This window comes from Streptomyces sp. NPDC107559, from assembly GCF_055657365.1.
Genome location: NZ_JBVKBD010000002.1, coordinates 86984 through 107992 on the forward strand (window position 1 = coordinate 86984; position 21009 = coordinate 107992).

A 21009-nucleotide genomic window follows, 5' to 3' on the forward strand; every position below is an offset into this window, starting at 1 on the left:
CATGGCGATGGTCGACATCGGCGAACTCCGTTTGCACGTACAGCGCATCGGCCCGCGCGACGGCCGTCCGGTCACCGGCACCGCGGTGCTGGTCCACGGTCTGCTCACCGACAGCCTGGCCAGCTACTACTTCACCGTGGCCCCCGCGTTCGCGGCGGCCGGTCTCGACGTCGTCATGTACGACCTGCGGGGTCACGGCCGCAGCGAACGGCCGCCCGACGGCTACACGTTGGACCGGAGCATCGACGACCTCGGGGCGCTGCTGGACCGGCTGGCGGTGACCGGGCCCGTGCACCTGGTCGGGAACTCCTACGGCGGCACGATCGCCTTCGGCTACGCGGCCCGGTACCCCGGGCGGGTGGCCAGCGTGTCCCTGATCGAGTCCGAACCGGCCACCGCCGCCTGGGCGTCGAAGCTCGGCGGCATCCTCGACCGGGTGATGACCGAGCTGGCGCACAACGAGCCCGACGCGCTGGCCTGGATCACCGCCCATCGGGGCCACAACACGGCGCGGCTGGCCCGGGGCGCGGCGCGGCTCGCCCGGGACACCACCCTCGGCAAGGACATCCCGGCCAGCCGGGTCCTGACGGAGGAGCGGATCGGCGCGGTGCGCTGTCCGGTGCTCGGCGTCTACGGGGGCGACTCCGACCTCGCCGAACTCGCGCCCTGGCTGCGGTCGTTGCTGCCGGACTGCCGGACGGTGGTGATACCCGGGCACGAGCACTCGGTGCTGGTGGAGGCGGCCGGGACCGTGGGCGGCCACGTCCTGGCGCTGATCCAGGGGGCCTTGGCGGCCCCGCGGCCGGGGCTCGGTGCGCGGTGAGCGGATTCCTGTTCGTGGTACCGCCGCTGGTCGGACACATCAACCCGGCCGTCGGGGTCGCCGACCGGCTGCTCGCGCGCGGCCATCGGGTGGCGTGGGCCTGCGCCGACCCCGCACTGGTGGGGCGCCTCGCGGGTGACCGGGCCCCGGTGTTCCCGTGCGCCGGGCCGGTGCCGGGGGTGGGCGAGGCGCGGCGGCCGCCCGGTCTGCGGGGCCCCGAGGCGCTGAGGTTCCTGTGGGAGTGGTACCTGCTGCCGCTGGCCGAGGCGATGGCGCCGGGGGTGCGGGCGGCGGTCGAGGCGTTCCGTCCGGACGTGGTCGTCGCCGACCAGCAGGCGTTCGCGGGTGCGCTGGTCGCCGAGCGGGCGGGGCTGCCGTGGGCCACCTCGGCGACCACCTCGGCCGAGTTCGCCGACCCGCTGGCGGCGCTGCCGAAGGTCGGCCAGTGGCTGGCGGAGCGCCTGGCGGAGCTGCGCGCGTCCGTCGGGGACCCGGCCGGCGACACTGATCCGCGGTTCTCGCCGTATCTGGTGCTGGCGTTCAGCACGGCGGAGTTCGCCGGTCCGTCGGCGGCCGCGCGGGGTGGCCCGGTCCGCTGGGTCGGCCCGTCGGTCACGGCCCGGGCGGAGCGGCTCTCCGCCTTCCCCTGGGAGTGGCTCGACCCCGGCCGGGCCGCGGTGCTGGTGACCCTGGGCACCGCGAACACCGACGCCGGCGGGCGTTTCCTCGCCGTCTGCCGGGAGGCCCTGCGCGAACGGGCCAACCGGGTACAGGCGGTCGTCGTCGACCCGGCGGACACCCTGGGCGCGGCCGACGGCGGAGCCGGGCACAGCCAGGACAAGGATCTGCTGGTGCTGCCCTCCGTGCCCCAACTCGCCCTGCTCGAAAGGGCGGACGCCGTGGTCTGCCACGCCGGTCACAACACCGTGTGCGAGGCGCTGTGGCACGGGGTCCCGCTCGTGGTGGCGCCCATCCGCGACGACCAGCCGGTGGTGGCCGGGCAGGTGGTGGACGCGGGAGCGGGCGTCCGGGTCAGGTTCGGGCGGGTGACCGCCGCCCGGCTGGGCGCCGCGCTCGACTCCGTACTGCACGACCCCGGGCACCGTGCCGCCGCCGAGCGGATCGGTACGGCTTTCCGCGCCGCCGGGGGCGCCCCCGCGGCGGCGGACCGTCTCGAACAACTCGCCAGGGAGAGCCGTTGACTTCCTCCCCCTCCTGAAAAAGGGGGATTCCTACGGCTCGCGCCGTTGGGGTTTCTGCTTCATCGCCGACTGCCTGCCCGGAGTACTCCGTTGAGGTCTTACACCAGCTCCACAGACAGACGCCGTCAGCCCGACGGCCAGGATGTTCTTCGCCGCGTTCACGTCCCGGTCGTGGGTCGTCCCGCAGCCACACGTCCACTCGCGGACGCCCAACGGCATCTCGTCCTGCAGGGTGCCGCAGGCGGAGCACAGCTTGGAGGACGGGAACCAGCGGTCGATCACGATCACTTCGCGGCCGTACCACCGGCCTTTGTACTCCAGCATGCTCCGGAATTCCCACCATGCCGCATCGCTGACAGCGCGGGCCAGGTGGCCGTTCCTCATCATGTTCCGCACTGCGAGGTCCTCGATCACGATCGTTTGATTTTCACGAACGAGCCGAGTGGTGAGCTTGTGCAGGTGATCACGCCTGCGGTCGGTGATGCGGGCGTAGACCTTGGCGACCTTCCGGCGGGCCTTGGCCCGGTTCGCTCCGTCACCCAGGGCCTTGCGGGCAAGCCGGCGTTGGGCCTTGGCGAGACGGGCGCGGTCGCGGCGTTCGTGCCGGGGGTTGGCGACCTTCTCGCCGGTCGAGAGGGTCAGCAGGTGCTCGAGTCCGACGTCGATGCCGACAGACGTGCTGGTGGCGGGCAGCGGCTGGACGGAGGGGTCCTCGCACAGCAGGGACACGTACCAGCGTCCGGCCGCGTCCTGCGACACGGTCACCGTCGACGGCGACGCGCCCTCGGGCAGCGGACGCGACCAGACGATGTCGAGCGGCTGCGCCATCTTTGCCAGGGTCAGCCTGCCGTCGCGGAACCGGAACGCGCTGGCGGTGTACTCCGCCGACTTCCGCGACTTCTTCCGCGACTTGAAGCGCGGATACCCGGCACGTCTGCCGAAGAAGTTCGTGAACGCCGTCTGCAGGTGCCGCAGGGCCTGTTGGAGCGGGACCGAGGAGACATCGCACAGGTAGGCGAGTTCCTCGGTCTTCTTCCAGGCCGTCAGCATCGCCGACGTCTGGTCGTAGTTCACCCGCTCCTGTCGCATCCACGCTTCCGTGCGAGCCGCGAGGGCGAGGTTGTAGACCTTGCGTACGCAGCCGAACGTACGCGACAGCTCCGCCGCCTGCGCATCGGTCGGCCAGAAGCGGTACTTGAACGCCCGCTTCACATGGGTCGCCCTCACAGTTCACACACTAACCCGTCAATTCGTGGCGGAGTGCGAGTGGTTGGGGGTAGACGCCGGTTCGCCCTAGAAGCGAACCGGCTTTTCCTGCCCTGCCCCGCAGGAGCTTCGTTTCCTCCCCTGCCTGAAGGCAGGGGTATCCACGAAGGAGAGCCCCGATGAGTGAGCAGACCGAGCAGCCGGCCGGAGCGGCCGCCGAGGAGCCGGGCCGGGCCGGGCGGGTGGCCGCGCTGCGCCCCGGCTACCTGGCCGAGCTGGCCGAGGGCCCGGAGCGGCTCTTCGAGCCGCCGCGCACCACCTGCCCCTGGTGCGGCGCCGGGCGGCTGACCACCCGGCTGCGCACCACCGACCTGCTCCAGCACAAGCCGGGCCGGTTCGTCCTCGACCGGTGCGAGGCCTGCGGGCACGTCTTCCAGAACCCCCGGCTGAGCGAGACGGGACTGGAGTTCTACTACCGCGACTTCTACGACGGCCTCGGCGAGAAGAAGCTCGGCGACACCTTCGGCGGCCGCACCGGGATGTACCGGGACCGCGCCGAGTCGATGCTGCCGTACGACCCCGCCCCGAAGACCTGGCTCGACGTCGGCACCGGGCACGGCCACTTCTGCGCGACCGCCCGGGAGGTGCTGCCCGGCACGGAGTTCGACGGGCTGGACTTCACCGACGGCGTCGAACTCGCCGCCGCCGAGGGCCGCGTGGCGCACGGCTACCGCGGCGCCTTCCCCGACCTGGCACCGCGACTCGACGGCCGCTACGACGTGGTGAGCATGTTCCACTACCTGGAGCACAGCACCGACCCCGAGCGCGAACTGCGGGCCGCGTGGCGGGCGGTGCGGCCCGGCGGCCATCTGCTGATCGAGGTCCCGGACCCCGAGAGCCGCTACGCCCGGCTCCTGGGCCGCTGGTGGCTGCCCTGGCTCCAGCCGCAGCACCTGCACTTCGTGCCGGTCGCCAATCTGCGCCGCCGGCTGACGGACCTGGGCTTCACGGTGGTGGCGGAGCAGCACGCCGAGCCGCACGACCCGGTGGACCTGCTCGCCGCCGTGTGGCTGGCGCTGGACCAGGCCGCTCCCCGCGAGGACGCGCCCTGGCTGCCGCGGCCGCCGGGCGCGCTGCGCCGGGCCGGGCGGGTGGCGCTGCTCGTCGCGGGGATCCCGGCGCTCGTCCTGGGCACGCTGCTGGACCGGTTCGCGGTCCGCCCGCTGTCGCACCGCCTGGGTCTGTCCAACGCCTACCGTCTGGTGGCCCGCCGGGACTGACCCGCACAGCACCGCGCCCCCCGTACCGCCCGTCCCCACCCCCGAAAAGCGGGACGGGCGGTACGGAGGCCGGACCTGGACGGTCCGGCCCCCGCCGCCGGCACGCTCAGCCGAGCTTCGGCGTCATGTCCAGTTCGGCGTAGACCTTGTCGTGGGTGTCGCGCACGACGACACGGGAGACGGCGAAACTGTTCCAGTCGCCGATCGCCGACAGATCGATGGTGGCGTACCAGACGCCCCAGCCCGGCTTGCCCGGCAGTTCCAGGAGCTTGCCGTGCGCGACCCCGGCCGTGGTGTGCACCGTGACGCGCGAGGCGGTGCCCTTGCCGCCGTAGTACAGACCGGAGAAGAGGTAGTGGGCGCCCGCTCCTTCCGTCTGCATCGACACACCCGGCCGGCTGAGGTCGATGTTCCCGTCGACCACGCTGCGGAACTGCGGGTCCGGGTCGTCGACCGTGCTCCAGTGCTTGCCCTCGGCCGTCAGCCAGAACTCGGCGGTGCCGGGCACGACGACATGCTCTCCCGGGGCGACGATCCGGGGCGTGGCGGCGGCCTTCCACGCCACCGGCGCCACCGGCTCCGTGGTGACGGACGCCGTACGGTCCGGCGAGACGGCGCGCGCCACCGTGGGCCCGCTGATCAGCGCGGCGGCGACCACGGCAGCGGCCACGTACTTGTGGATCCCGGTCATGGAATGAACAACTCCTCGCGATGTACACGACGTTCGGACGATGGGAGGGCGCCTCTCCACCCGTCCAGACCACCACTGTCCGCCGATCGGTTGCCCGTGCACCGACACGAACGTCGCATCCCGGGTCCGGCTAGGACAGGTCCTAACCGACGGTTCCCGGAAGGGCGACACCCAGCTGTCCGGCGCGCTCGGTGAGGTCGCGCCAGACCTTCGGCGCGACCGGCACACCCCGCGCTGCCCGGTCCGCCGCCACCGCGGCACTGCGCTCGCCGGGGTAGTACACGCCGTCCGCGCCGTCGGCCGCCGGCAGGCCCTTGAGGGTGCTCAGGGTGTCGTCGACCGCTGCCGTGAAGCCGTCCGTGCCGCCGAAGGCCGCCGGGTCGAGCGCGATGAGCAGCGCGTTCTGGCGGTGCCTGCGGCCGGCCGGGTCGTCCGAGTGGAAGGCGGCGAAGATCGGCGCGCCGACCAGCACACTGGTGAGCAGTTCGAAGGCGAGGGACATGCCCGAGCCCTTCGCGCCGCCCAGCGGCAGCGGCATGACGGCCTGCTCAGGGTCGGTGGTGGGGGTGCCGTCCGCGGTGGCGGCGGCGCCCTCGGGCAGCGGGGTGCCGCTCGCCTTCGCCTGGCGGATCTTTCCAAGCGCGATGGTCGCGGTGGCCATGTCGAGGAGGAGCGGCGCGTGGTCCTCGGCGGGTACGGCGACGGCGAGCGGGCTGGTGGCCACGGCGGCGCCCTTGACGCCGGTGTAGCCCATGTTCGGCATGCCGGCGACGAAGCCGATCCCGACCAGGCCCTGCTCGGCGATCTTCGAGACGTAGTAGCCGATGGCCCCGGTGTGCACGGTGCCGCGTACGCCGACGGCGGCCACGCCGTTGGTCCTGGCCCGGTCGACCGCCTCCGCCGCGGCCGCGGTGAGGGCCACCGGGCCGGGGGCACGGTCGGCGTCCAGGACGGCGGCGGCCGGGGTGGAGGCCTCGATCCGGATCCGCGCGTCGGCGTTGGCCACGCCCTTGGCCAGCAGGTCGAGATAGGCGGGGACGCGGGCGATGCCGTGGGACTCGACTCCGCGCAGCGCCGCCCAGACCGCCACGTCGGCGGTGGTACGGGCGTGTTCGGGGCCGAGGCCGCCCTTTTCGAGGAGGGCCGCGGAGAAGGCGCGCAGTTCGTCGGCGGGGACGACTGTCCTCGCCGGCCGGGGGGTCGGGGTGTCGGACATGGTGGCGGGTGCCTCCTGGTTCAGCGGGTGACGAGGACGTCGACGACGGCGGTGGTTCCGTCCGCCACCGCCTTGAGCGCGCGCTCCAGGGCGGGTGTGAGCGCGTCGGGGGTGTCGACGGTCTCGGTGTGCATCCCGAACGGCTCGGCGAACCGCGCGAGCCGGGGCAGCCGGTGCAGATCGGTGCCGAGCCATTCGCCGGTCCCGGCGGCCGCGCCCTCGGGGTAGAAGCGGCGGTGGTTGAGATTCATCGACTTGTAGACCCGATTGTTGAAGATCACGATCAGTACCGGCAGGTCGTAGGCCCGGGCGGCGTCGTACGACTGGATCACCGGGTTGTAGGTGAACGCGCCGTCGCCGACGGTGAGCACCACCGGCCGTTCCCGCACGGCGAGTTTGACGCCGAGGGCGACCGCGATGCCCTGGCCGAGCCCGCCCTGTACGTAGAAGTACGAGTCCGGGTCCTCGGTGCGCAGATGGCGTCGGACGACACGGCTGTGGGTGATGGTCTCGTCGACGACGACCGCGTCCTGTGCGTGCAGCAGTCGGCGCAGGGTGGCGGCGACGAGTACCGGGTCGATGCCCTGGTCCTGTTCGGCCCTGGCCTCGGCGGCGGCGATCGCGGCCTGTTCGTCGGCGTGCCGGTGCTCCTGTTCGGCGCGCCGCGCGGTGACGGCGGCCACGTCGAGGTCCTTGGCCCGCTTGGCCAGTTGGCGCAGGGTGTTGGCGACGTCGCCTTCGAGGTAGCGGTCGGCGAACAGCACCTGGTAGGCGATGTGCGGGCGTTGGGGTACCTCGTCGATGACGACGATCTGCGCCGTGGCCGGGCGCCGGGACGGCGGGTAGAAGGGGGCCCGGCAGTTGACCAGGAGGATCAGGTCCGCCGTGTCCATCCAGGGGCCGATGTCGCTGCCGGCGTGCAGCGGGTGGGTGCGCGGGAAGTTGGCGCAGACCGCCGAATCGGGTTCGACGACCGGGATGTTCCAGGCCTCCGCGAAGGCCACCAGGGCCTCGAATCCGCCCGCCTCGCGGCCTGCCGTCTCCGTGACGATCACCGGGTTGCCCGCCTCACGGATCAACTGGGCGACCTGGTCGACCTCTTCGGGCGAGCTGTGGGTGGAGCCCGGCGGGACGACGGGCTTGGCCTCGCGGCCGTCCCAGTCCTCCAGCAGGATCTCCAGCGGGATGTTCAGATAGGCGGGTCCGGCCGGGGCGCGCCACGCCAGTTCCGCCGCCCTGCTGATCATGGTGGGCAGGGTGTGGACGCTGGCGGCCTCGTTGGACCACTTGGTGAACGGCCGGGCGACGCCGTGCGGTCCGCCGACGATCGAGAGGTTGCGGTACCACTGGCCGCCCGGGTCGTGGCCGGGGGCGTCGCCGTAGGTGGTGGACTCGGAGGAGGCGACCACCATGGGCACGCCGGCCAGCAGCGCGCCGTGCACGGCCATCGAGCCCTGGAGCAGGCCGGGGGCCGCGTGCAGCAGCACCCCCTGCGGGCGGCGCTCGACCAGCCCGTAGCCGGTGGCCATGCCGACGGCGACGGTCTCGTGGGTCAGGTCGAGGTACTGCGGTGCGGGCTCCGCGTCGCGGTGGCGTCGGGCCAGGGCCTCCCACACCGGGGCCCACTCGGACCCCGATGAGCAGAAGAGGTAGTCGGCGCCGACGGCGTTGAAGGCGGAGACGACGGCGTCACCGCCGTCGACGCCCGGCATGTTGTTGCTGTCCGTCATCTTTGGTGTGTCCTCAGCCCTCGATCGGCCAGTTCAGGACCTCGGAGATACCGCGGCCCATGATCCATTCAAGCTCCTCGGGCGTGAAGTCCCAGTGCTTGGTGAACTGTTCGATCGTGTCGGTGTAGGTGATGCCGTGGCCGAGCAGCCGGGTGATGTCGGTGCCGTAGAAGCAGCGCTGCGGGCCCAGCTTGTCGACCATCTCGCGCACGTACTTCTGGATGTTGTGGTTCGGGAACGGCTGCGTGGAGTAGCCGGGCAGCGCCGAGACCTTGACGTAGATGTTCGGGTGGGCGGCGAGGTCGGCGGTCTCCTGGACCCAGTAGCCGATCGCGTCGTCGACACAGCGGGCCATGATGCCCATGTGGTCGATGATGATCTTCAGCTCGGGGTGCCGGGCGGCGATCTCCCCGAGTTCGCGCTTCCAGATCGGGGCGTGGACCATGGTGGGGATGCCGAGTTCGGCGGCGATGGGCCAGTACCAGTCGTTGGTGCCGTCGATCATCCAGTTGCGGTCCTGCGGCCGGTGGAAGGTCAGGCGCGTGCCCTTGACATGCGGGTTCTGCGCGAAGTCCGCCAGCATCGCCTTGCCCTCTTCGGGCTTGTTCTGCGGGATGCGGGCCATGATGCCGAACCGGTCGGGGTGCGCCTCGCAGGCCTCCAGGGCGTAGTCGATGCGGTCGCCCTCCCAGGACGGCGGCAGGATCAGCGCGCGGTTGACGCCGGCCTCGTCCATCAGCTCCAGGGCCTCCTCGTAGGAGAAGGGGTCCTCGCGGTGGCCGTTCAGACGGATCCGCTCGCGGGCGCCCGGGACCCAGGGGCGGTCCGGGGTCTCTTCCTTCCAGATGTGGATCTGGGTGTCGACAACGAACATGCCGCTACTTCTTTCTCTTCGCAGAGCGGGGGGTGGGGCGTTGCTGAGGGAACGCTAGGCGGGCCGTGAGGCCTTGCGGAGCCCCTGGGAGCGCAAGCTGTTGTTGCGCGAAATCACGCTGTACGCAGGGCGTTCGCCCCGCCGGTGCGCGGGCATGCCGGACGGCGCCGGGTGACACCCGGCACGGCGCCGGGTGTCACCCGGCGTCGCGTCAGGCCTCACCCGGCGCCGGGTCGGGCGTCAGGCATCTCCCGGCGCCGCTTCGAAGCGCCAGGCGTCTGGCATCCCCCGACGCCGCTTCGAAGCACCAGGCATCAGGCATCCCCCCGACGCCATTTGAGGCGCCGGGCGTCAGGCTTCGCCGAGGGCCGCGTCGGCGATGTGCTCGGCGATGGCCATGGAGGCCGTGGCGGCCGGCGAGGGCGCGTTGCGCACGGCGGTGATCCGGCCCACCCGATGGATGCGGAAGTCGTCCACGAGGGTGCCGTCGCGGTCCAGTGCCTGGGCACGGACGCCCGCGCCGCCGCGGACCACGTCCCGGACGCCGACTCCGGGGACGTAGTGCCCCGCGTCCTTCATGAAGGCCGCCGCGGAGAACGATCCGCGGTACTCCTTGATGCCCGTACGCCAGTGCCGGACCGCCATCCGCCAGGTGCCGGGGTAGGCGGCGAGGCCGAGCAGGTCCCGCGGGGAGATCCGGGTGCGCCGGTAGCCCTCCCGGGCCAGCGCCAGGACCGCGTTGGGCCCCACCTCCACCGTGCCGTCGACCCGGGGGGTGAAGTGCACGCCGAGGAAGGGGTAACGCGGGTCGGGCACCGGGTAGATCAAGCCCCGCACCAGGTTCGTACGGTCGGGCCTGAGCAGCATGTACTCGCCCCGGAAGGGCACGATCCGCGGCTCCTGCCGGTCCTGGGCGAGCCCGGCGACCGTGTCGGACTGGAGCCCCGCGCACAGGATCAGCCGGTCGACGCGCACCCTGTCCGCCGCGGAGGTCACGTCGATGCCGCCCGGTGCGTCGGTGATGCCGGTGACCCGGAAGCCGAGCCGCACCTCGCCGCCGCAGTCGGTGACGTCCCGCGCGAACTCCCGGGCGATCGCCGGGTAGTCGGTGATGGCGGTGCGCGGGGAGTGCAGGGCGGCGATGCCTCCCGCGTGCGGCTCCAGTTCCTTGATCTCGTCCCGGGATATCCTCCGCAGGTCCGGTACGTGGTTGTTCCTGGCCCGCTCGTAGAGGCTGTCCATCCGGCCGAGTTCGTCCTCGCGGACCGCCACCACCAGTTTGCCGATCTCCCGGTACGGCAGCGCGCGGTCCTGGCAGTACTCGCGCAGCAGGGACACCCCGCGCACGCACAGTGCGGCCTTGAGGCTGCCCGGCGTGTAGTAGAGGCCGGCGTGCACCACGCCGGAGTTGTGGCCGGTCTGGTGGAGCGAGACCTCCTGTTCCTTCTCGAACACCACGACGCGGGTGCCGGGGCGGCGCAGGGCGATCTCGCGGGCCGTGGCCAGGCCCACGATGCCGGCCCCGACGACGCCGATCGTCTCGTCGGCCATAGGCGTCCTCCTCTCTTCTCCGCTTGCTCGCTGTCTCTTTGCTGTCCTGCGGTCTGCTTCAGGCGCCGAAGTGGACGGCGACCGTCTTGACCCGGGTGGAGAAGCGCAGGACTTCCTCCCCCTGCTCCTTGTAGGCCGTTCCGGAGTCGCGGAAACCACCGAAGGGCAGGTGCACGTCCCAGCCGGTGGTCGTGGTGTTGACCGCGATCTGGCCGCACTCGGCCTCGTCGGCGAAACGGTACGCGGCGGCCAGGTCGCGGGTGAAGACGGCGGCGGCGAGCCCGAAGCCGGAGTCGTTGACCGCCTCGACGGCCTGCTCGAAGCCGTCGACGGCGCGCACCGCGAGGACCGGTCCGAAGACCTCCTCGCGCCAGATCGCCGTCTCCGCGGTGACGTCGGCGAGCACGGTCGGCCGGACGTAGCAGCCGTGCGCACGCTCGCCCTCGGTGTCGGCGCCGCCGCCGGTGAGGACGACGGCCCCCTGCCCGACGGCCCGGTCCAGGTCGGCGAGGACGCTGTCGCGCTGCCGGGGGCTCGACAGCGGGCACAGGGTGGTGGCCGGGTCCGTGCCCGGTCCGACGGTGAGCGTCTCGGCCTCGGCGACCAGGAGACGGGTGAACTCCTCGTACACCGGCCGCTCCACGATCACCCGGCTGGTGGCGGTGCAGCGCTGGCCGGCCTGGCCGAAGGAGGCGGCGACGACCGCCTTCGCGGCGGCCGGCAGGTCGGCGTCCGCCAGCACGACGGAGGCGTTCTTGCCGCCGAGTTCGCCCTGGAAGCGGACGTTGCGGTCGGCGAGGCGGCGGCGGATGCGGTTTCCGACGGCGTTGGAGCCGGTGAAGGTGATGCCGGCGATCCGCGGGTCGTCCAGCAGCGCCTCCTCGATCTGCGCGGTACGGCCCGTGACCACGTTGAGGACCCCGGCCGGCAGGCCCGCGTCGTGCAGGGCACGGGCGAAGTGCAGCCCGGACAGCGGCGTTTCCGTGGCGGGCTTGAGGACGGCCGTGTTGCCGGCCGCGAGCAGCGGGGCGAGCTTGCGGGCCGGGGTGATCAGCGGGTCGTTCCACGGGCTGATCACCAGGATCACGCCGATGGGCTCGCGCTGGGTGTGGGTGCGGGTGTCCGGGCGGGCGTCGTGCAGCAGGGTGCCGTAGCCCTGGCGGGCCAGGCCCGCGTAGTAGTCGAGGAAGTCGGCGGCCTTTCCGGCCTCGCCCCGGGCCTCGGTCAGGGTCTTGCCGTTCTCGGCGGTGACGTCGGCGGCGATCTCCGCCAGCCGCTCGCGGATCAGCCGGGCCGCCCCGGTGAGGATCCGGGCCCGCTCGAAGGGGCTGGTGCGCCGCCATTCGGCGAACCCGCGCTCGGCGTGGCCGTAGGCCCGGGTGACGTCCTCGGGGCCGAGGGCCGGGACGCGGGCGAAGGGGGTACGGACGTCGGCGGGGTCGTGGACGTCGATCCATTCACCGGTCGCCACCCACTTTCCGCCCGAGAGCGCTTCCACAGTACGCAACGAGATCACTTCCTTGGTCGGCCGCGGTGCGGGCGGTGCGGTCTGGACAAGTGGTCCGGACCGGGCGGTCCGGCCGGGCGGCCATGGGGGCCGGATGCGACAACACACCATGTCGGGGCGGGTCCACCAGCTCCGCGACGGCAGGCAATGCTTGCGCCGCGCGCGGGTGGGCGGTGGCGGGATCCGTGCTGGAATCGGCGGGCCGGACGGCCCGTGCGGGCCGCCGGAAAGCCGAGTACCACCCGAATGCCACCCGAGTACCACCCGAGGAGAGACGGACATGGCCTACGCAGTCGTCGCCCACTACCGCTGCGCGCCCGCCGACGAGGCCACGGTGCGCGCCGCGCTGCTGAAGGCGCGGGAGTCCACCCGTGCCGAGCCCGCGAACCTGCTGTACGAGGTGCACGCCGTGGCCGGGGAGCCCGGCGGCTTCCTGCTCTACGAGCGGTACACGGACGTGGCCGGCTTCGAGGCGCACAAGGCGGCCGGGCACTTCAAGGAGCTGATCGTGGAGACGGTGTGGCCGCTGCTGAGCGACCGCACGGTCACCTTCGCCGAGGTCCTCTGAGTCCGGCGGGGAAGCCGGAGGAAGCCGCAGGAAGCCGGAAGGAGGGGGCCCGGCGGGCTCCCTCCTTCCGGTCTCTTCCGGCTTCCTCCCGCCCGGGATCAGAACTCGTTGCCCCACACATAGCGGGCGAGGGTCTCCACCAGGACGAGCTTGCGGCGCTGGTCCTCCGCGCCGAGCAGCGGCCGCGCCGCCACGTCGGCGAAACCGCGGGACGGGCAGACGGCCGCGTCCTCCAGGTCCTTGAACTCCCCCACGGCGTCGATCCGTTCCATCATGGAGTCGATGTCCTCCAGGTCCGGCACGGTCGCGTCCACCACGCCGAGGCAGACGTCCCGGTCCTCGGGCAGCGCCCTGAGCAGGTCCAGTTCGGCCTTGGTGCCCCGGTCGAGCGGCAGCACCCAGCGGTCCACCGGGACCGCGGCGTACAGCCGTTCGGCGCGGCCCATGTCCACCGCGGCGGGCGCCGCCCAGCCGGGGACGAGGGCGATGCGTACTCCCTCGGGGCGCCGGTCCAGCCGTACCGCGGCGGCCTCGACGGCGAGCGTGTCCTCGAAGGACAGGACGCCGGGGACGTCCGGGTCGGTGGCCAACTCACCGAGCAGCAGCGGGTTGTCGAGCTGGATGACGCGTACGCCCTGGGCGACCAGCAGCTGGATCTCGGCGTGGACGATCTCCGCGAGGGCCTCGCCGAGCTCCCGGGCCGAGGCCACGCCGAGGCCGGGCTCGAACGTGGTGGCGGCCAGATAGGCCGGTGACGGCAGGGTCGCCTTCGCGGCGATCACCGTCAGTTCGGTGAGCCGGGTCGCCCAGTCCGCGAGCAGGGGTCCGTTGGCCTTGGGCAGGGCCTCGGCGATCCAGCGGACCAGACCGTCGGGGTCCTGCTCGCCGGTCCGGCGGAAGCCGGAGACCCCGTCGAGGACCGCGCCGCGGAAGTCTTCGCGGGGGAAGTGGCCGTCGGTGACCACGGTGGAGCGCAGTCGGCGCTGGAACACCACCGCCTCCTGGACCGCCTTGAGTTCGGCGGCCGCCAGGGCGTCGGCGTCACCGGCGGCGCGGGCGGCGGTGAGCTCCGCGGGGCGCACCAGGCTGCCGTGGTGGTCGATGCGGTAGTTGTAGGTGTCCGCCATGGGTCAGTCCTTTCCGGGCCCGGCCGGCTTGCCCGCGACGCCCCAGGCGGCGAACTCCAGCTCGTAGCCGAGGGATGCGAGGACGTCGTCGGCGAGCTGCTGGTCCTCGTCCGCGGTGCCGCCGGCGATGCCGAGGCCGCCGATGATCTCGCCGTCCTTCTTGATGGTGACGCTGCCCTCGGCGGCCATGATCGGCAGGGCCGCGCCGGGCAGTTGGGACAGCTGGGAGAAGAAGACCGGCTGGCTCTCCTGCCACTTCTTCAGCATCGGGCCGGGGCGCTGCATCACGGCCGCCGTGTACGCCTTGGCGCGGGCGATGTCCGGGGTCAGGGGGCGGGCCCCGTCGGGCCGGCGGATCGCCACGACGAAGCCGCCGGCGTCGACCACGGCCACACTGACCGCCTTGCCGAGGGCCTGGGCGCGCCGGTGGACGGCGGCGATGATCTCCTCGGCCGCTTCGAGGGTCACGTTGCTCATACGGTGTCCTCCGGGACGGTCAGGGTGCGGCGCAGCCGGGCGATCGCCGCGTTGTAGGCCTGGGGCGTCTCCCAGTACATGGAGTGCGGGGCGCCCGGGACGATCTCCAGGTGCGAGCCGGGCAGCAGTTCGTGGGCGCGGGTGACGGTCTTGACGCCGAGGACGGCGTCCCGCTCGCCGGCCAGGAAGGCGACCCGCACCCCGCTGTCGCGGATGTCGTCCGGGGACGGTCCGTCGGTGTCGAGGTTGCGCAGGTCCTGCATCCTGGCGACGTTGAAGGTGCCCATCTGCTGGAAGAGGAAGGTGAGGTCGGCGCGCTCGCGCTGGAACCGGGCGGTGAGCAGGCGGTCGATGACGGGCAGCTTGACCGCCTCGGCGCGGTCGGCGGCGGCCAGCTCCCTGAGCTCGGGGTGACTGATGCCGCCCAGGGAGTGGCCGAGAACGACGGAGGCGACGCGCTCGGGGCGCAGCAGGGCGGCCCGCAGCGCGGCGACGGAGCCGATGGACTGGCCGACCAGCATGACGTCGGTCAGGTTCTCGGTGTCGAGGACGGCGACCACGTCGCCGGGGAAGTCCTGGCCGTCGAACTCGGGCATGGAGGAGTCGGACCTGCCGAAGCCGCGCAGGTCCACGGTGACGACCGTGAACTCCTCGCGCAGCGCGGCGACCTGCTGCCACCAGGCGGCGTGGTGGCCGCCGCTGCCGTGCACGAACAGGATCGCCGGACCGCTGCCGTGACGCTCGTAGTAGATGGAGGTGCCGTCGGAGTCGGCGTAGGGCATGGGGGAGAACTCCTGCTGGAAGACGGTCAGTTGGGGCGCTTGGCGTGATAGACCAGTTCGATCATGGTGTGGTCGGGGTCGTGGATGTAGCAGAACTTCGACTGGTTCTCGGGGCGTTGGATCGGCCGGGTGTGCCGGATGCCGAGCTCCTTGAGGTGGGCGAGGAAGTCGTCCCAGTCGTCGACCTCGACGGCGAAGTGGTAGGGCGCCATGCGCTCCATCTCCTCGACCGGGGTGAAGTGCAGGTCGAAGTTGCCGCGCGTCATCAGCACCACGCGGGTGTTGGACTTGGGCATGATGCGCTTCATCCCGAAGACCTTCGAGTACCAGGCGGCGGTCCGGTCGGGGTCGGTGGTGGGGAAGTTGACGTGGTGGATGTAGCGGGGTTCTGCGCTCATGGCCGTTTCCCTTGCTCCTCTTCGAGTTGTACGGGGTTGGACAGCGTGCCGATGCCGCTGATCTCGACCTCCACGGTGTCCCCGGGCGCGAGCCCGCAGGTGGACTCGGCGCCCATCCACAGCACGTCCCCGGGCAGCATGGTGTTGTGCCTGGTGATCTCGACGATGTAGTCGAAGGGGTCGAAGACCATGTCGCCGGTGGGGAACGCGGCGCGCACCTCGCCGTTCACCCGGAGCGTCGTCGTCTGGGCGAGGGCGTCGACGTCCGTCTCGATCCAGGGCCCCATGGGTTTGAAGGTGTCGCTGTTCTTGCTGCGCCAGAAGGTGCGGTCCTGGTGCTGCCAGGTGCGGGCGCTGACGTCGTTGCCGATGGTCCAGCCGAAGACGGCCGCGCGGGCTTCGTCGTGGGTGGCGCGGCGCAGGGCGCGGCCGATGACGGCGACGAGTTCCGGCTCGGCCTCGAACCGGCCCTCCACCTCGGTGGGTCGGACGATCGGCGTGCGGTGGCCGGTGAGGGCGTTGTTGGCCCGGTAGCCGACCTCGGGCCGCTCGGGCACGACGGCGGCGGGGTTGCCCAGCCGGGCGGCGTGCTCGATGTGCCGGGGGTAGTTCATGCCGACGGCGTAGAACACGGGCGGCACGACGGGCGGCAGCCAGACGGCGTCGGCACGGGACAGCACCCTGAGGACCTCGGGGTCGGTCTCGATCGGGGAGCCGGACAGCAGCTCGACGTCCTCCTCCCCCACCCGGGCCCACATCGCGCGGCCGCCGGCCGAGACTCGGGCGTACCTCATGGCACCAGCAGGTGGGAGACGCGCTTGGTGACGAGGTACGAGTCCAGCGCCTCGGGGCCGCCCTCGCGGCCGTAGCCGCTGTCCTTGACGCCGCCGGAGGGGGCCTCGGAGACGGATCCGCCGCAGTGGTTGACGGAGAGGATGCCGGCCTCCAGTCCGGCCACCAGCCGCTCGGCGGTGGCCGCGGACTCGGTGAAGGCGTAGGCGGCCAGTCCGTACGCAGTCGCGTTCGCGATCGCGAGCGCCTCGTCGAGGTCGGTGAACGGGACGATCGGCGCGAGCGGCCCGAACGGCTCCTCGTGCATGAGTTCCGCGTCGGCCGGTACGCCGGTCAGGACGGTCGGCGCGAAGAAGTAGCCGGGGCGGTCGAGGCGTTCGCCGCCGGTGCGGATCTCGGCGCCGCGGGCGACGGCGTCCGCGGTCAGGCGTTCCATGGCCGTCAGTCGGCGTTCGTTGGCCAGCGGCCCCATGGTGGTGCCCTCGGCGAGTCCGTCCCCGACGACGACGGCCTCGGCGGCCCGTACGAACTCGGCGGTGAAGGCCTCGGCGATGCTCTCGTGGACCAGGAAGCGGCTGGGTGAGGTGCACACCTGGCCGGCGTTGGCGAACTTGGCCTGCGCGGCCCGGCGGGCGGCCCGGACGGGGTCGGCGTCCGCGCAGACGATCACCGGGGCGTGGCCGCCGAGTTCCATCAGGGAGGGCTTCATGACCCGGCCCGCGTGGGCGGCGAGCAGCTTGCCGACGGGGACCGAGCCGGTGAAGGCGACCAGGCGGACGGCCGGGGAGTCGATCAGGTGGGCGGAGACCTCGGCCGGCTCGCCGAAGACGAGGTTGAGGACCCCGGCGGGCAGGCCCGCGTCGGCGAAGCAGGCGACCAGGGCGGCGGCGGTGGCGGGGGTCTCCTCGGAGGCCTTGATGACGATCGAGCAGCCCGCGGAGAGCGCGGAGGAGATCTTCCGCATCGGGCCGCCGGCCGGGAAGTTCCACGGTACGAACGCGGCGACGGGGCCGACCGGTTCGCGCCGTACGGTCAGCAGGGTGCCGGGCTCGGAGGGGATGATGCGGCCGTAGGCGCGGCGGGCGTCGTCGGCGTGCCAGCGCAGGGTGTCGGCGACCCGGCGGGCCTCGCCGGTGGCCTCGGCCAGCGGCTTGCCCTGCTCCAGGGTCATCACCCGGCCGACCTCGGCGGCGCGCTCGGTCAGCAGGTCGGCGGCGGCGTGCAGGATCGCGGTGCGCCGGGCTATGGGTGTCTCGCGCCAGGTCCGGAAGCCGGCCGTCGCGGCGTCGAGCGCGCGGTCCAGGTCGGCGGGGGTGGCCAGCGGTACCTCTCCGATCACCTTCTCGGTGGCCGGGTCGACGATCGGGGCGGTACGTCCGGTGCCGCCCTGGCACCACTCGCCCGCGATGTACATGCGGACGGCGGGGTAGCCGTGGTCGGTGGTCATGGGTGGGTGCCCTCTCAGGAGCGAGCTGGGGCCCGGCCCGCGGGCCGGGGGTGGGTCAGGACGCGGGGGTGGGTCAGGACGCGGGGGTGGGGTCCTGCTGGTCGCGGTTGGTGCGCAGCGCCCAGATGTGGTGCGGCGGGGTGGTCTCGTGCACCCGGGTCTCGTAGGTGTCGTCGACGCGGTCCATGTCGGCCGCGTACTCGACCCGGCCTCCGCACGGGGCGTGCAGGAAGCGGAAGACGTTGGAGCCGACGGTGTGGCGGCCGAGCCGGCGGGCCTCCCGCCACCCGTGGTCGATCATGTGGTTGCCGCCCTCGATCACGTCGTCGAAGCCGGGGACCTCGTAGGCGATGTGGTTGACGCCCGCCTTGTCGGGGCGGTGGCACAGCAGCATGGTGTGCTGGTCGTCGTCGCCGGGGGCCTGCATGAACACGCCCATGGGCTCGACCACGTCGGTCGGGCGGAAGCCGAGGCGGCCGGTGTAGAACGCGACGGCCTCGTCCTTGCCCTGTCGGGGGATGTTGAGCGCGACATGGCACATGCGCAGCGGGCGCACCCGGGTGATCGGCTCCAGCGCCGTGTTCCAGCGCCGGACGCTGCCGAGCGCGTTGGCGGGCCGGGGCTCGACGGTCGCGGGCCGCGGCCGGGCGAGGGTGAGGCCGACGCCGAAGCCGGTCTCGTCGACGCTGTGGTGGACGCCGTCGGCGCTCTCGCGCACCGGGCGGTCCTTGGCCACCGCGGCCACGAGCCGTTCCAGTTCCCGGGCGGTGTCGACGCCCCAGACCACCTCGCGCAGGGTGGGACCGTTCTCCACCGGCGGTGGCAGCAGGGTGCCGGGATCGGTGTCGAGGTGGAGGGTCTGTCCGGTGAGCGTCTCGAACACCGCGTGTTCGCCGGTCCGTTCCAGCAGGAACAGTCCGAAGTCGTCGAAGAACCGGGCGCATTCGTCGAGGTCGTCGATGCTGTAGGTGACCGATTCGATTCTCTGGATTCCCATGGATTCCTCGTTTCCGGGTCGCCTGGCGAGCGTAGATTTCGGGTTGCGAGGGCCTCAATGGCCCGAGGTCCACGCAGTGCGCAATCGTTTCTTGCGCGGCCGGCCCACGCACTCGGCCGGACGGGTCCACGCGCTCGGCCGGACGGGTCCTGGCCGGTGCGGCGGTCCTAGGACCGGATGGCGGGGAACGGGTTGCGCGCGAACCAGTCGGCGAGGAAGTCCAGGAACACACTGATCTTGCGCGGGGTGTCCTGTCCGGGACCGTAGATCGCGTACAGCGGGCGGTCGGGTACGGCCAGTTCCGGCAGGAGTACCTGGAGGGCGCCGGAGACGAGGTCGTCGTAGGCCGGCCGCTGGGGCAGCAGTGCGATGCCCCGGCCGTGCACGGCGGCCTTCTGCAGGGCGATGTAGGAGTTCGACGAGAACGCGATGTTGCGGATCTTGTGCAGGGTGCTCGCGTGTCCGTGCCCGATGCGCCACACCGGGTCGTTGACGTGGACGAGGCAGTCGTGCGCGGCGACGTCGTTCGGGTGCGCGAGGACGCCGTGCCGCTTGATGTAGTCCTGCGAGGCGCACAGCACGAAGGGCAGCGAGGAGATCTTCTTCAGCCGGACGCTGGAGTCCCGCAGATCCCGGGTGTGGAAGGCGACGTCGAATCCGCCGTCCAGGAAGTCGTAGGTGCGGTCCGACATCCCGCCGAGTTCGAACCGGACCTGGATCTTCGGATGGGCGGCGGAGAAGGCGGCGATGGCGTCGCCGAGGTCCAGGCTGCCTATCCATTTGGGGCAGATGATGCTGAGCGTCCCCTCGGCCCGGTCGTGCAGCCGGGCGATACCCGCGTCCTCGGCCTCGATCTCCTCCAGGATGCGGGCGGCGAACTCCGCGTACCGCTGTCCGGGCTGGGTGAGGCTGACCGAGCGGGCGGTGCGGTTGACCAGGCGGACACCCACCTGGCGTTCCAGCTCGGCGACGTGCCGTGACACCAGCGAACCCGACGAGCCCAGCTTCTTGGCGGCCCCGCTGAAGCTGCCCACCTGGGCGACGGTGACGAAGCTGTGCATGAGGAGCAAGCGATCCATGTTTCCTCCGGGGACCACTCCCTGTCCGGCCCGCGCCGGGACAGGGAGCAAAGGGGTCGCCGAACCCCGCCGGAATGTCCTGACAGCGGCTCCACCAGGACATCTCGGCGACTCGACGGACGTGCGGCTCGGACATGGCGAGCCGGGCACCGATGACCGGTGGGGGCCCGGCGGCAGGTCCGGTGGGACCTACTTCGGGCAGTACTGCGGCGCCTCGCTCAGGTTGTCCTCGGTGACCAACACAAGAGGAATGTTGGCAATCTTGTCAACCTTCTTCTCGGCAAGGAGGGCGACCGTGTCCTTGACCGCTGTCTGCCCGATGGTCAGCGCGGAGTTCGCGACGGTGGCGGAGAACTGGCCGCTCCTGACGGCGGCGAGCCCCTCGTCGGTGCCGTTGACGGTGACGATCTTGACATCCTTGGCGCCCGCCGCGTCGAAGGCCTTGCGGACGGCGAAGGCCATCTCCTCGTTGGCGACGAAGGCGTAGTCGAGGTCCGGATTGGCCTGGATCATGTTCTCCGCCACGTCCTGGGCCTTTGCGGGATTGAACATGCCGGGCTGGTTGGCGACCACCTTCGCGGTCGCCGGCAGCCCGCTCTTGAACCCGCCCACCAGCAGGTCGGAGGCGGCCCCCGGGGCACCCGCGACGATGCCGACCTGCACGTCCTTGCCGCCGGCGTCCTGGGCGATCCAGCCGGCGTCCAGGCTGCCGACCTTCTTCAGGTCCACGACGGCCGCGCCGAGGATGTCGCCGGTGTCGCTGGTGGTCACGGACGTCAGGTAGATCGGGATGCCGGACGCCTTCGCCTTGGCTATGTCGCCCTTGAGCGCGTCGACGTTGACGGTCTGCACGATCAGCGCGCTGACGTTGCGGGAGATCATGTCCTCGATGTTGGACAGCTCGGTCCCGGCGTTCTGGTGCGAGTTGGACGTGTAGACCTTGGCGTTCTCCGTCTTCGCCGTCTGCTCGACGGCCTTCTGCAGACAGCTGTGGAAGCTGGTGTCGCCGCCGTTGACGAACCCGAGGGTGACGTCACCGGAGCTCGACGGGTCGTCGCTGTCGGCACAGGCGCTGAGCACCAGGGTGGTGCAGGCGACCGCGGCGAACAGGGCGTGACGGGAACGGGCGGGAAGTCTCATGGTGGACCGCCTTTCGGGACGGGCTGGGGCACGAAGGACCGCGGGCACGGCGGACTGCCGGTACGACGGGCTGCGGGCGCGACGGACCGTGAGCACGGCGAGCTGTGATCAGGACGTGCGGG

Annotated in this window: 20 protein-coding genes; 4 read left to right on the top strand and 16 right to left on the bottom strand. The window is 72.0% G+C overall.

Features of this window, described 5'->3' with window-relative positions; translation table 11 throughout:
• Position 1 precedes the first annotated feature (1 nt).
• Positions 2-823: an alpha/beta fold hydrolase gene (locus ACZ7OY_RS07010; protein ID WP_471910438.1), complete on the top strand. Its 822-nt coding sequence runs from the start codon at positions 2-4 to the stop codon at positions 821-823.
• Complete coding sequence (locus ACZ7OY_RS07015; RefSeq protein ID WP_471910439.1) at positions 820-2025, top strand: glycosyltransferase; 1206 nt, start codon at positions 820-822, stop codon at positions 2023-2025. Before ACZ7OY_RS07010 ends, ACZ7OY_RS07015 begins: the two co-directional genes overlap by 4 nt.
• Before the next feature lie 30 nt (positions 2026-2055).
• Here ACZ7OY_RS07015 and ACZ7OY_RS07020 read toward each other — a convergent pair whose 3' ends face one another.
• Positions 2056-3252: an RNA-guided endonuclease InsQ/TnpB family protein gene (locus tag ACZ7OY_RS07020; RefSeq protein ID WP_471910440.1), complete on the bottom strand. Its 1197-nt coding sequence runs from the start codon at positions 3250-3252 to the stop codon at positions 2056-2058.
• A 158-nt stretch (positions 3253-3410) separates the two neighbouring features.
• Between ACZ7OY_RS07020 and ACZ7OY_RS07025 the strand changes: the two genes are divergently transcribed.
• Positions 3411-4511, top strand: a complete 1101-nt coding sequence (locus tag ACZ7OY_RS07025) for a class I SAM-dependent methyltransferase (RefSeq protein WP_471910441.1) — start codon at positions 3411-3413, stop codon at positions 4509-4511.
• A 106-nt stretch (positions 4512-4617) separates the two neighbouring features.
• On the opposite strand, the gene ACZ7OY_RS07030 is transcribed toward ACZ7OY_RS07025, so the two are convergent.
• From ACZ7OY_RS07030 to ACZ7OY_RS07055, 6 genes are all read right to left on the bottom strand, one after another.
• Complete coding sequence (locus ACZ7OY_RS07030) at positions 4618-5202, bottom strand: hypothetical protein (protein ID WP_471910442.1); 585 nt, start codon at positions 5200-5202, stop codon at positions 4618-4620.
• 142 nt (positions 5203-5344) lie between these two features.
• Positions 5345-6418 carry an Ldh family oxidoreductase gene (locus ACZ7OY_RS07035; RefSeq protein WP_471910443.1) on the bottom strand — a complete coding sequence of 358 codons (1074 nt, stop codon included), beginning with the start codon at positions 6416-6418 and terminating at the stop codon, positions 5345-5347.
• A 20-nt stretch (positions 6419-6438) separates the two neighbouring features.
• On the bottom strand, positions 6439-8148 hold the full coding sequence (locus ACZ7OY_RS07040) for a thiamine pyrophosphate-dependent enzyme (RefSeq protein ID WP_471910444.1): 1710 nt from the start codon (positions 8146-8148) through the stop codon (positions 6439-6441).
• Between the two features lie 13 nt (positions 8149-8161).
• The gene (locus ACZ7OY_RS07045) at positions 8162-9022 is read right to left on the bottom strand and encodes an amidohydrolase family protein (RefSeq protein ID WP_351622281.1); all 861 of its coding nucleotides are present in this window, start codon (positions 9020-9022) and stop codon (positions 8162-8164) included.
• 351 nt (positions 9023-9373) lie between these two features.
• Positions 9374-10573, bottom strand: a complete 1200-nt coding sequence (lhgO, locus tag ACZ7OY_RS07050; RefSeq protein WP_471910445.1) for an L-2-hydroxyglutarate oxidase — start codon at positions 10571-10573, stop codon at positions 9374-9376.
• A 58-nt stretch (positions 10574-10631) separates the two neighbouring features.
• Complete coding sequence (locus ACZ7OY_RS07055; RefSeq protein ID WP_471910446.1) at positions 10632-12089, bottom strand: aldehyde dehydrogenase family protein; 1458 nt, start codon at positions 12087-12089, stop codon at positions 10632-10634.
• 271 nt (positions 12090-12360) lie between these two features.
• Here ACZ7OY_RS07055 and ACZ7OY_RS07060 point away from each other — a divergent pair, with 271 nt between their 5' ends.
• The gene (locus ACZ7OY_RS07060) at positions 12361-12648 is read left to right on the top strand and encodes a putative quinol monooxygenase (RefSeq protein WP_351608184.1); all 288 of its coding nucleotides are present in this window, start codon (positions 12361-12363) and stop codon (positions 12646-12648) included.
• A gap of 98 nt (positions 12649-12746) precedes the next feature.
• Here the strand turns inward: ACZ7OY_RS07060 and ACZ7OY_RS07065 are convergent, their stop codons facing one another.
• The 9 genes from ACZ7OY_RS07065 to ACZ7OY_RS07105 form a co-directional block, all read right to left on the bottom strand.
• Entirely contained in the window at positions 12747-13775 is a 1029-nt protein-coding gene (locus tag ACZ7OY_RS07065; protein ID WP_471910447.1) for a uroporphyrinogen decarboxylase/cobalamine-independent methonine synthase family protein, read from the bottom strand.
• A gap of 3 nt (positions 13776-13778) precedes the next feature.
• Positions 13779-14252: a GlcG/HbpS family heme-binding protein gene (locus ACZ7OY_RS07070; protein WP_385521176.1), complete on the bottom strand. Its 474-nt coding sequence runs from the start codon at positions 14250-14252 to the stop codon at positions 13779-13781.
• A complete protein-coding gene (locus ACZ7OY_RS07075) occupies positions 14249-15034 on the bottom strand; it encodes an alpha/beta fold hydrolase (protein WP_471910448.1) in 786 nt (261 codons plus the stop codon). The genes ACZ7OY_RS07070 and ACZ7OY_RS07075 overlap by 4 nt, the downstream gene beginning before the upstream one ends.
• Positions 15035-15060: 26 nt before the next feature.
• The gene (locus ACZ7OY_RS07080) at positions 15061-15432 is read right to left on the bottom strand and encodes a VOC family protein (protein WP_471910449.1); all 372 of its coding nucleotides are present in this window, start codon (positions 15430-15432) and stop codon (positions 15061-15063) included.
• Entirely contained in the window at positions 15429-16226 is a 798-nt protein-coding gene (locus tag ACZ7OY_RS07085) for a fumarylacetoacetate hydrolase family protein (RefSeq protein WP_471910450.1), read from the bottom strand. Before ACZ7OY_RS07085 ends, ACZ7OY_RS07080 begins: the two co-directional genes overlap by 4 nt.
• A complete protein-coding gene (locus ACZ7OY_RS07090) occupies positions 16223-17671 on the bottom strand; it encodes an NAD-dependent succinate-semialdehyde dehydrogenase (protein ID WP_471910451.1) in 1449 nt (482 codons plus the stop codon). The genes ACZ7OY_RS07085 and ACZ7OY_RS07090 overlap by 4 nt, the downstream gene beginning before the upstream one ends.
• A 73-nt stretch (positions 17672-17744) precedes the next feature.
• Positions 17745-18668, bottom strand: coding sequence for a VOC family protein (locus tag ACZ7OY_RS07095; RefSeq protein WP_471910452.1), 924 nt, complete (start codon positions 18666-18668; stop codon positions 17745-17747).
• 167 nt (positions 18669-18835) lie between these two features.
• Positions 18836-19747: a LysR family transcriptional regulator gene (locus ACZ7OY_RS07100; protein WP_471910453.1), complete on the bottom strand. Its 912-nt coding sequence runs from the start codon at positions 19745-19747 to the stop codon at positions 18836-18838.
• A gap of 189 nt (positions 19748-19936) precedes the next feature.
• A complete protein-coding gene (locus tag ACZ7OY_RS07105; protein WP_471910454.1) occupies positions 19937-20887 on the bottom strand; it encodes a sugar ABC transporter substrate-binding protein in 951 nt (316 codons plus the stop codon).
• Positions 20888-21009 lie beyond the last annotated feature (122 nt).

Excerpts from the sequence above, each read along its gene's own strand:
- ACZ7OY_RS07010 (WP_471910438.1), top strand. The coding sequence starts at position 2 with ATGGCGATGGTCGACATCGGCGAACTCCGTTTGCACGTACAGCGCATC.
- ACZ7OY_RS07025 (WP_471910441.1), top strand. The coding sequence starts at position 3,411 with ATGAGTGAGCAGACCGAGCAGCCGGCCGGAGCGGCCGCCGAGGAGCCG.
- ACZ7OY_RS07030 (WP_471910442.1), bottom strand. The coding sequence starts at position 5,202 with ATGACCGGGATCCACAAGTACGTGGCCGCTGCCGTGGTCGCCGCCGCG.
- ACZ7OY_RS07035 (WP_471910443.1), bottom strand. The coding sequence starts at position 6,418 with ATGTCCGACACCCCGACCCCCCGGCCGGCGAGGACAGTCGTCCCCGCC.
- ACZ7OY_RS07040 (WP_471910444.1), bottom strand. The coding sequence starts at position 8,148 with ATGACGGACAGCAACAACATGCCGGGCGTCGACGGCGGTGACGCCGTC.
- ACZ7OY_RS07045 (WP_351622281.1), bottom strand. The coding sequence starts at position 9,022 with ATGTTCGTTGTCGACACCCAGATCCACATCTGGAAGGAAGAGACCCCG.
- lhgO (WP_471910445.1), bottom strand. The coding sequence starts at position 10,573 with ATGGCCGACGAGACGATCGGCGTCGTCGGGGCCGGCATCGTGGGCCTG.
- ACZ7OY_RS07060 (WP_351608184.1), top strand. The coding sequence starts at position 12,361 with ATGGCCTACGCAGTCGTCGCCCACTACCGCTGCGCGCCCGCCGACGAG.
- ACZ7OY_RS07065 (WP_471910447.1), bottom strand. The coding sequence starts at position 13,775 with ATGGCGGACACCTACAACTACCGCATCGACCACCACGGCAGCCTGGTG.
- ACZ7OY_RS07070 (WP_385521176.1), bottom strand. The coding sequence starts at position 14,252 with ATGAGCAACGTGACCCTCGAAGCGGCCGAGGAGATCATCGCCGCCGTC.
- ACZ7OY_RS07075 (WP_471910448.1), bottom strand. The coding sequence starts at position 15,034 with ATGCCCTACGCCGACTCCGACGGCACCTCCATCTACTACGAGCGTCAC.
- ACZ7OY_RS07080 (WP_471910449.1), bottom strand. The coding sequence starts at position 15,432 with ATGAGCGCAGAACCCCGCTACATCCACCACGTCAACTTCCCCACCACC.
- ACZ7OY_RS07085 (WP_471910450.1), bottom strand. The coding sequence starts at position 16,226 with ATGAGGTACGCCCGAGTCTCGGCCGGCGGCCGCGCGATGTGGGCCCGG.
- ACZ7OY_RS07090 (WP_471910451.1), bottom strand. The coding sequence starts at position 17,671 with ATGACCACCGACCACGGCTACCCCGCCGTCCGCATGTACATCGCGGGC.
- ACZ7OY_RS07095 (WP_471910452.1), bottom strand. The coding sequence starts at position 18,668 with ATGGGAATCCAGAGAATCGAATCGGTCACCTACAGCATCGACGACCTC.
- ACZ7OY_RS07100 (WP_471910453.1), bottom strand. The coding sequence starts at position 19,747 with ATGGATCGCTTGCTCCTCATGCACAGCTTCGTCACCGTCGCCCAGGTG.
- ACZ7OY_RS07105 (WP_471910454.1), bottom strand. The coding sequence starts at position 20,887 with ATGAGACTTCCCGCCCGTTCCCGTCACGCCCTGTTCGCCGCGGTCGCC.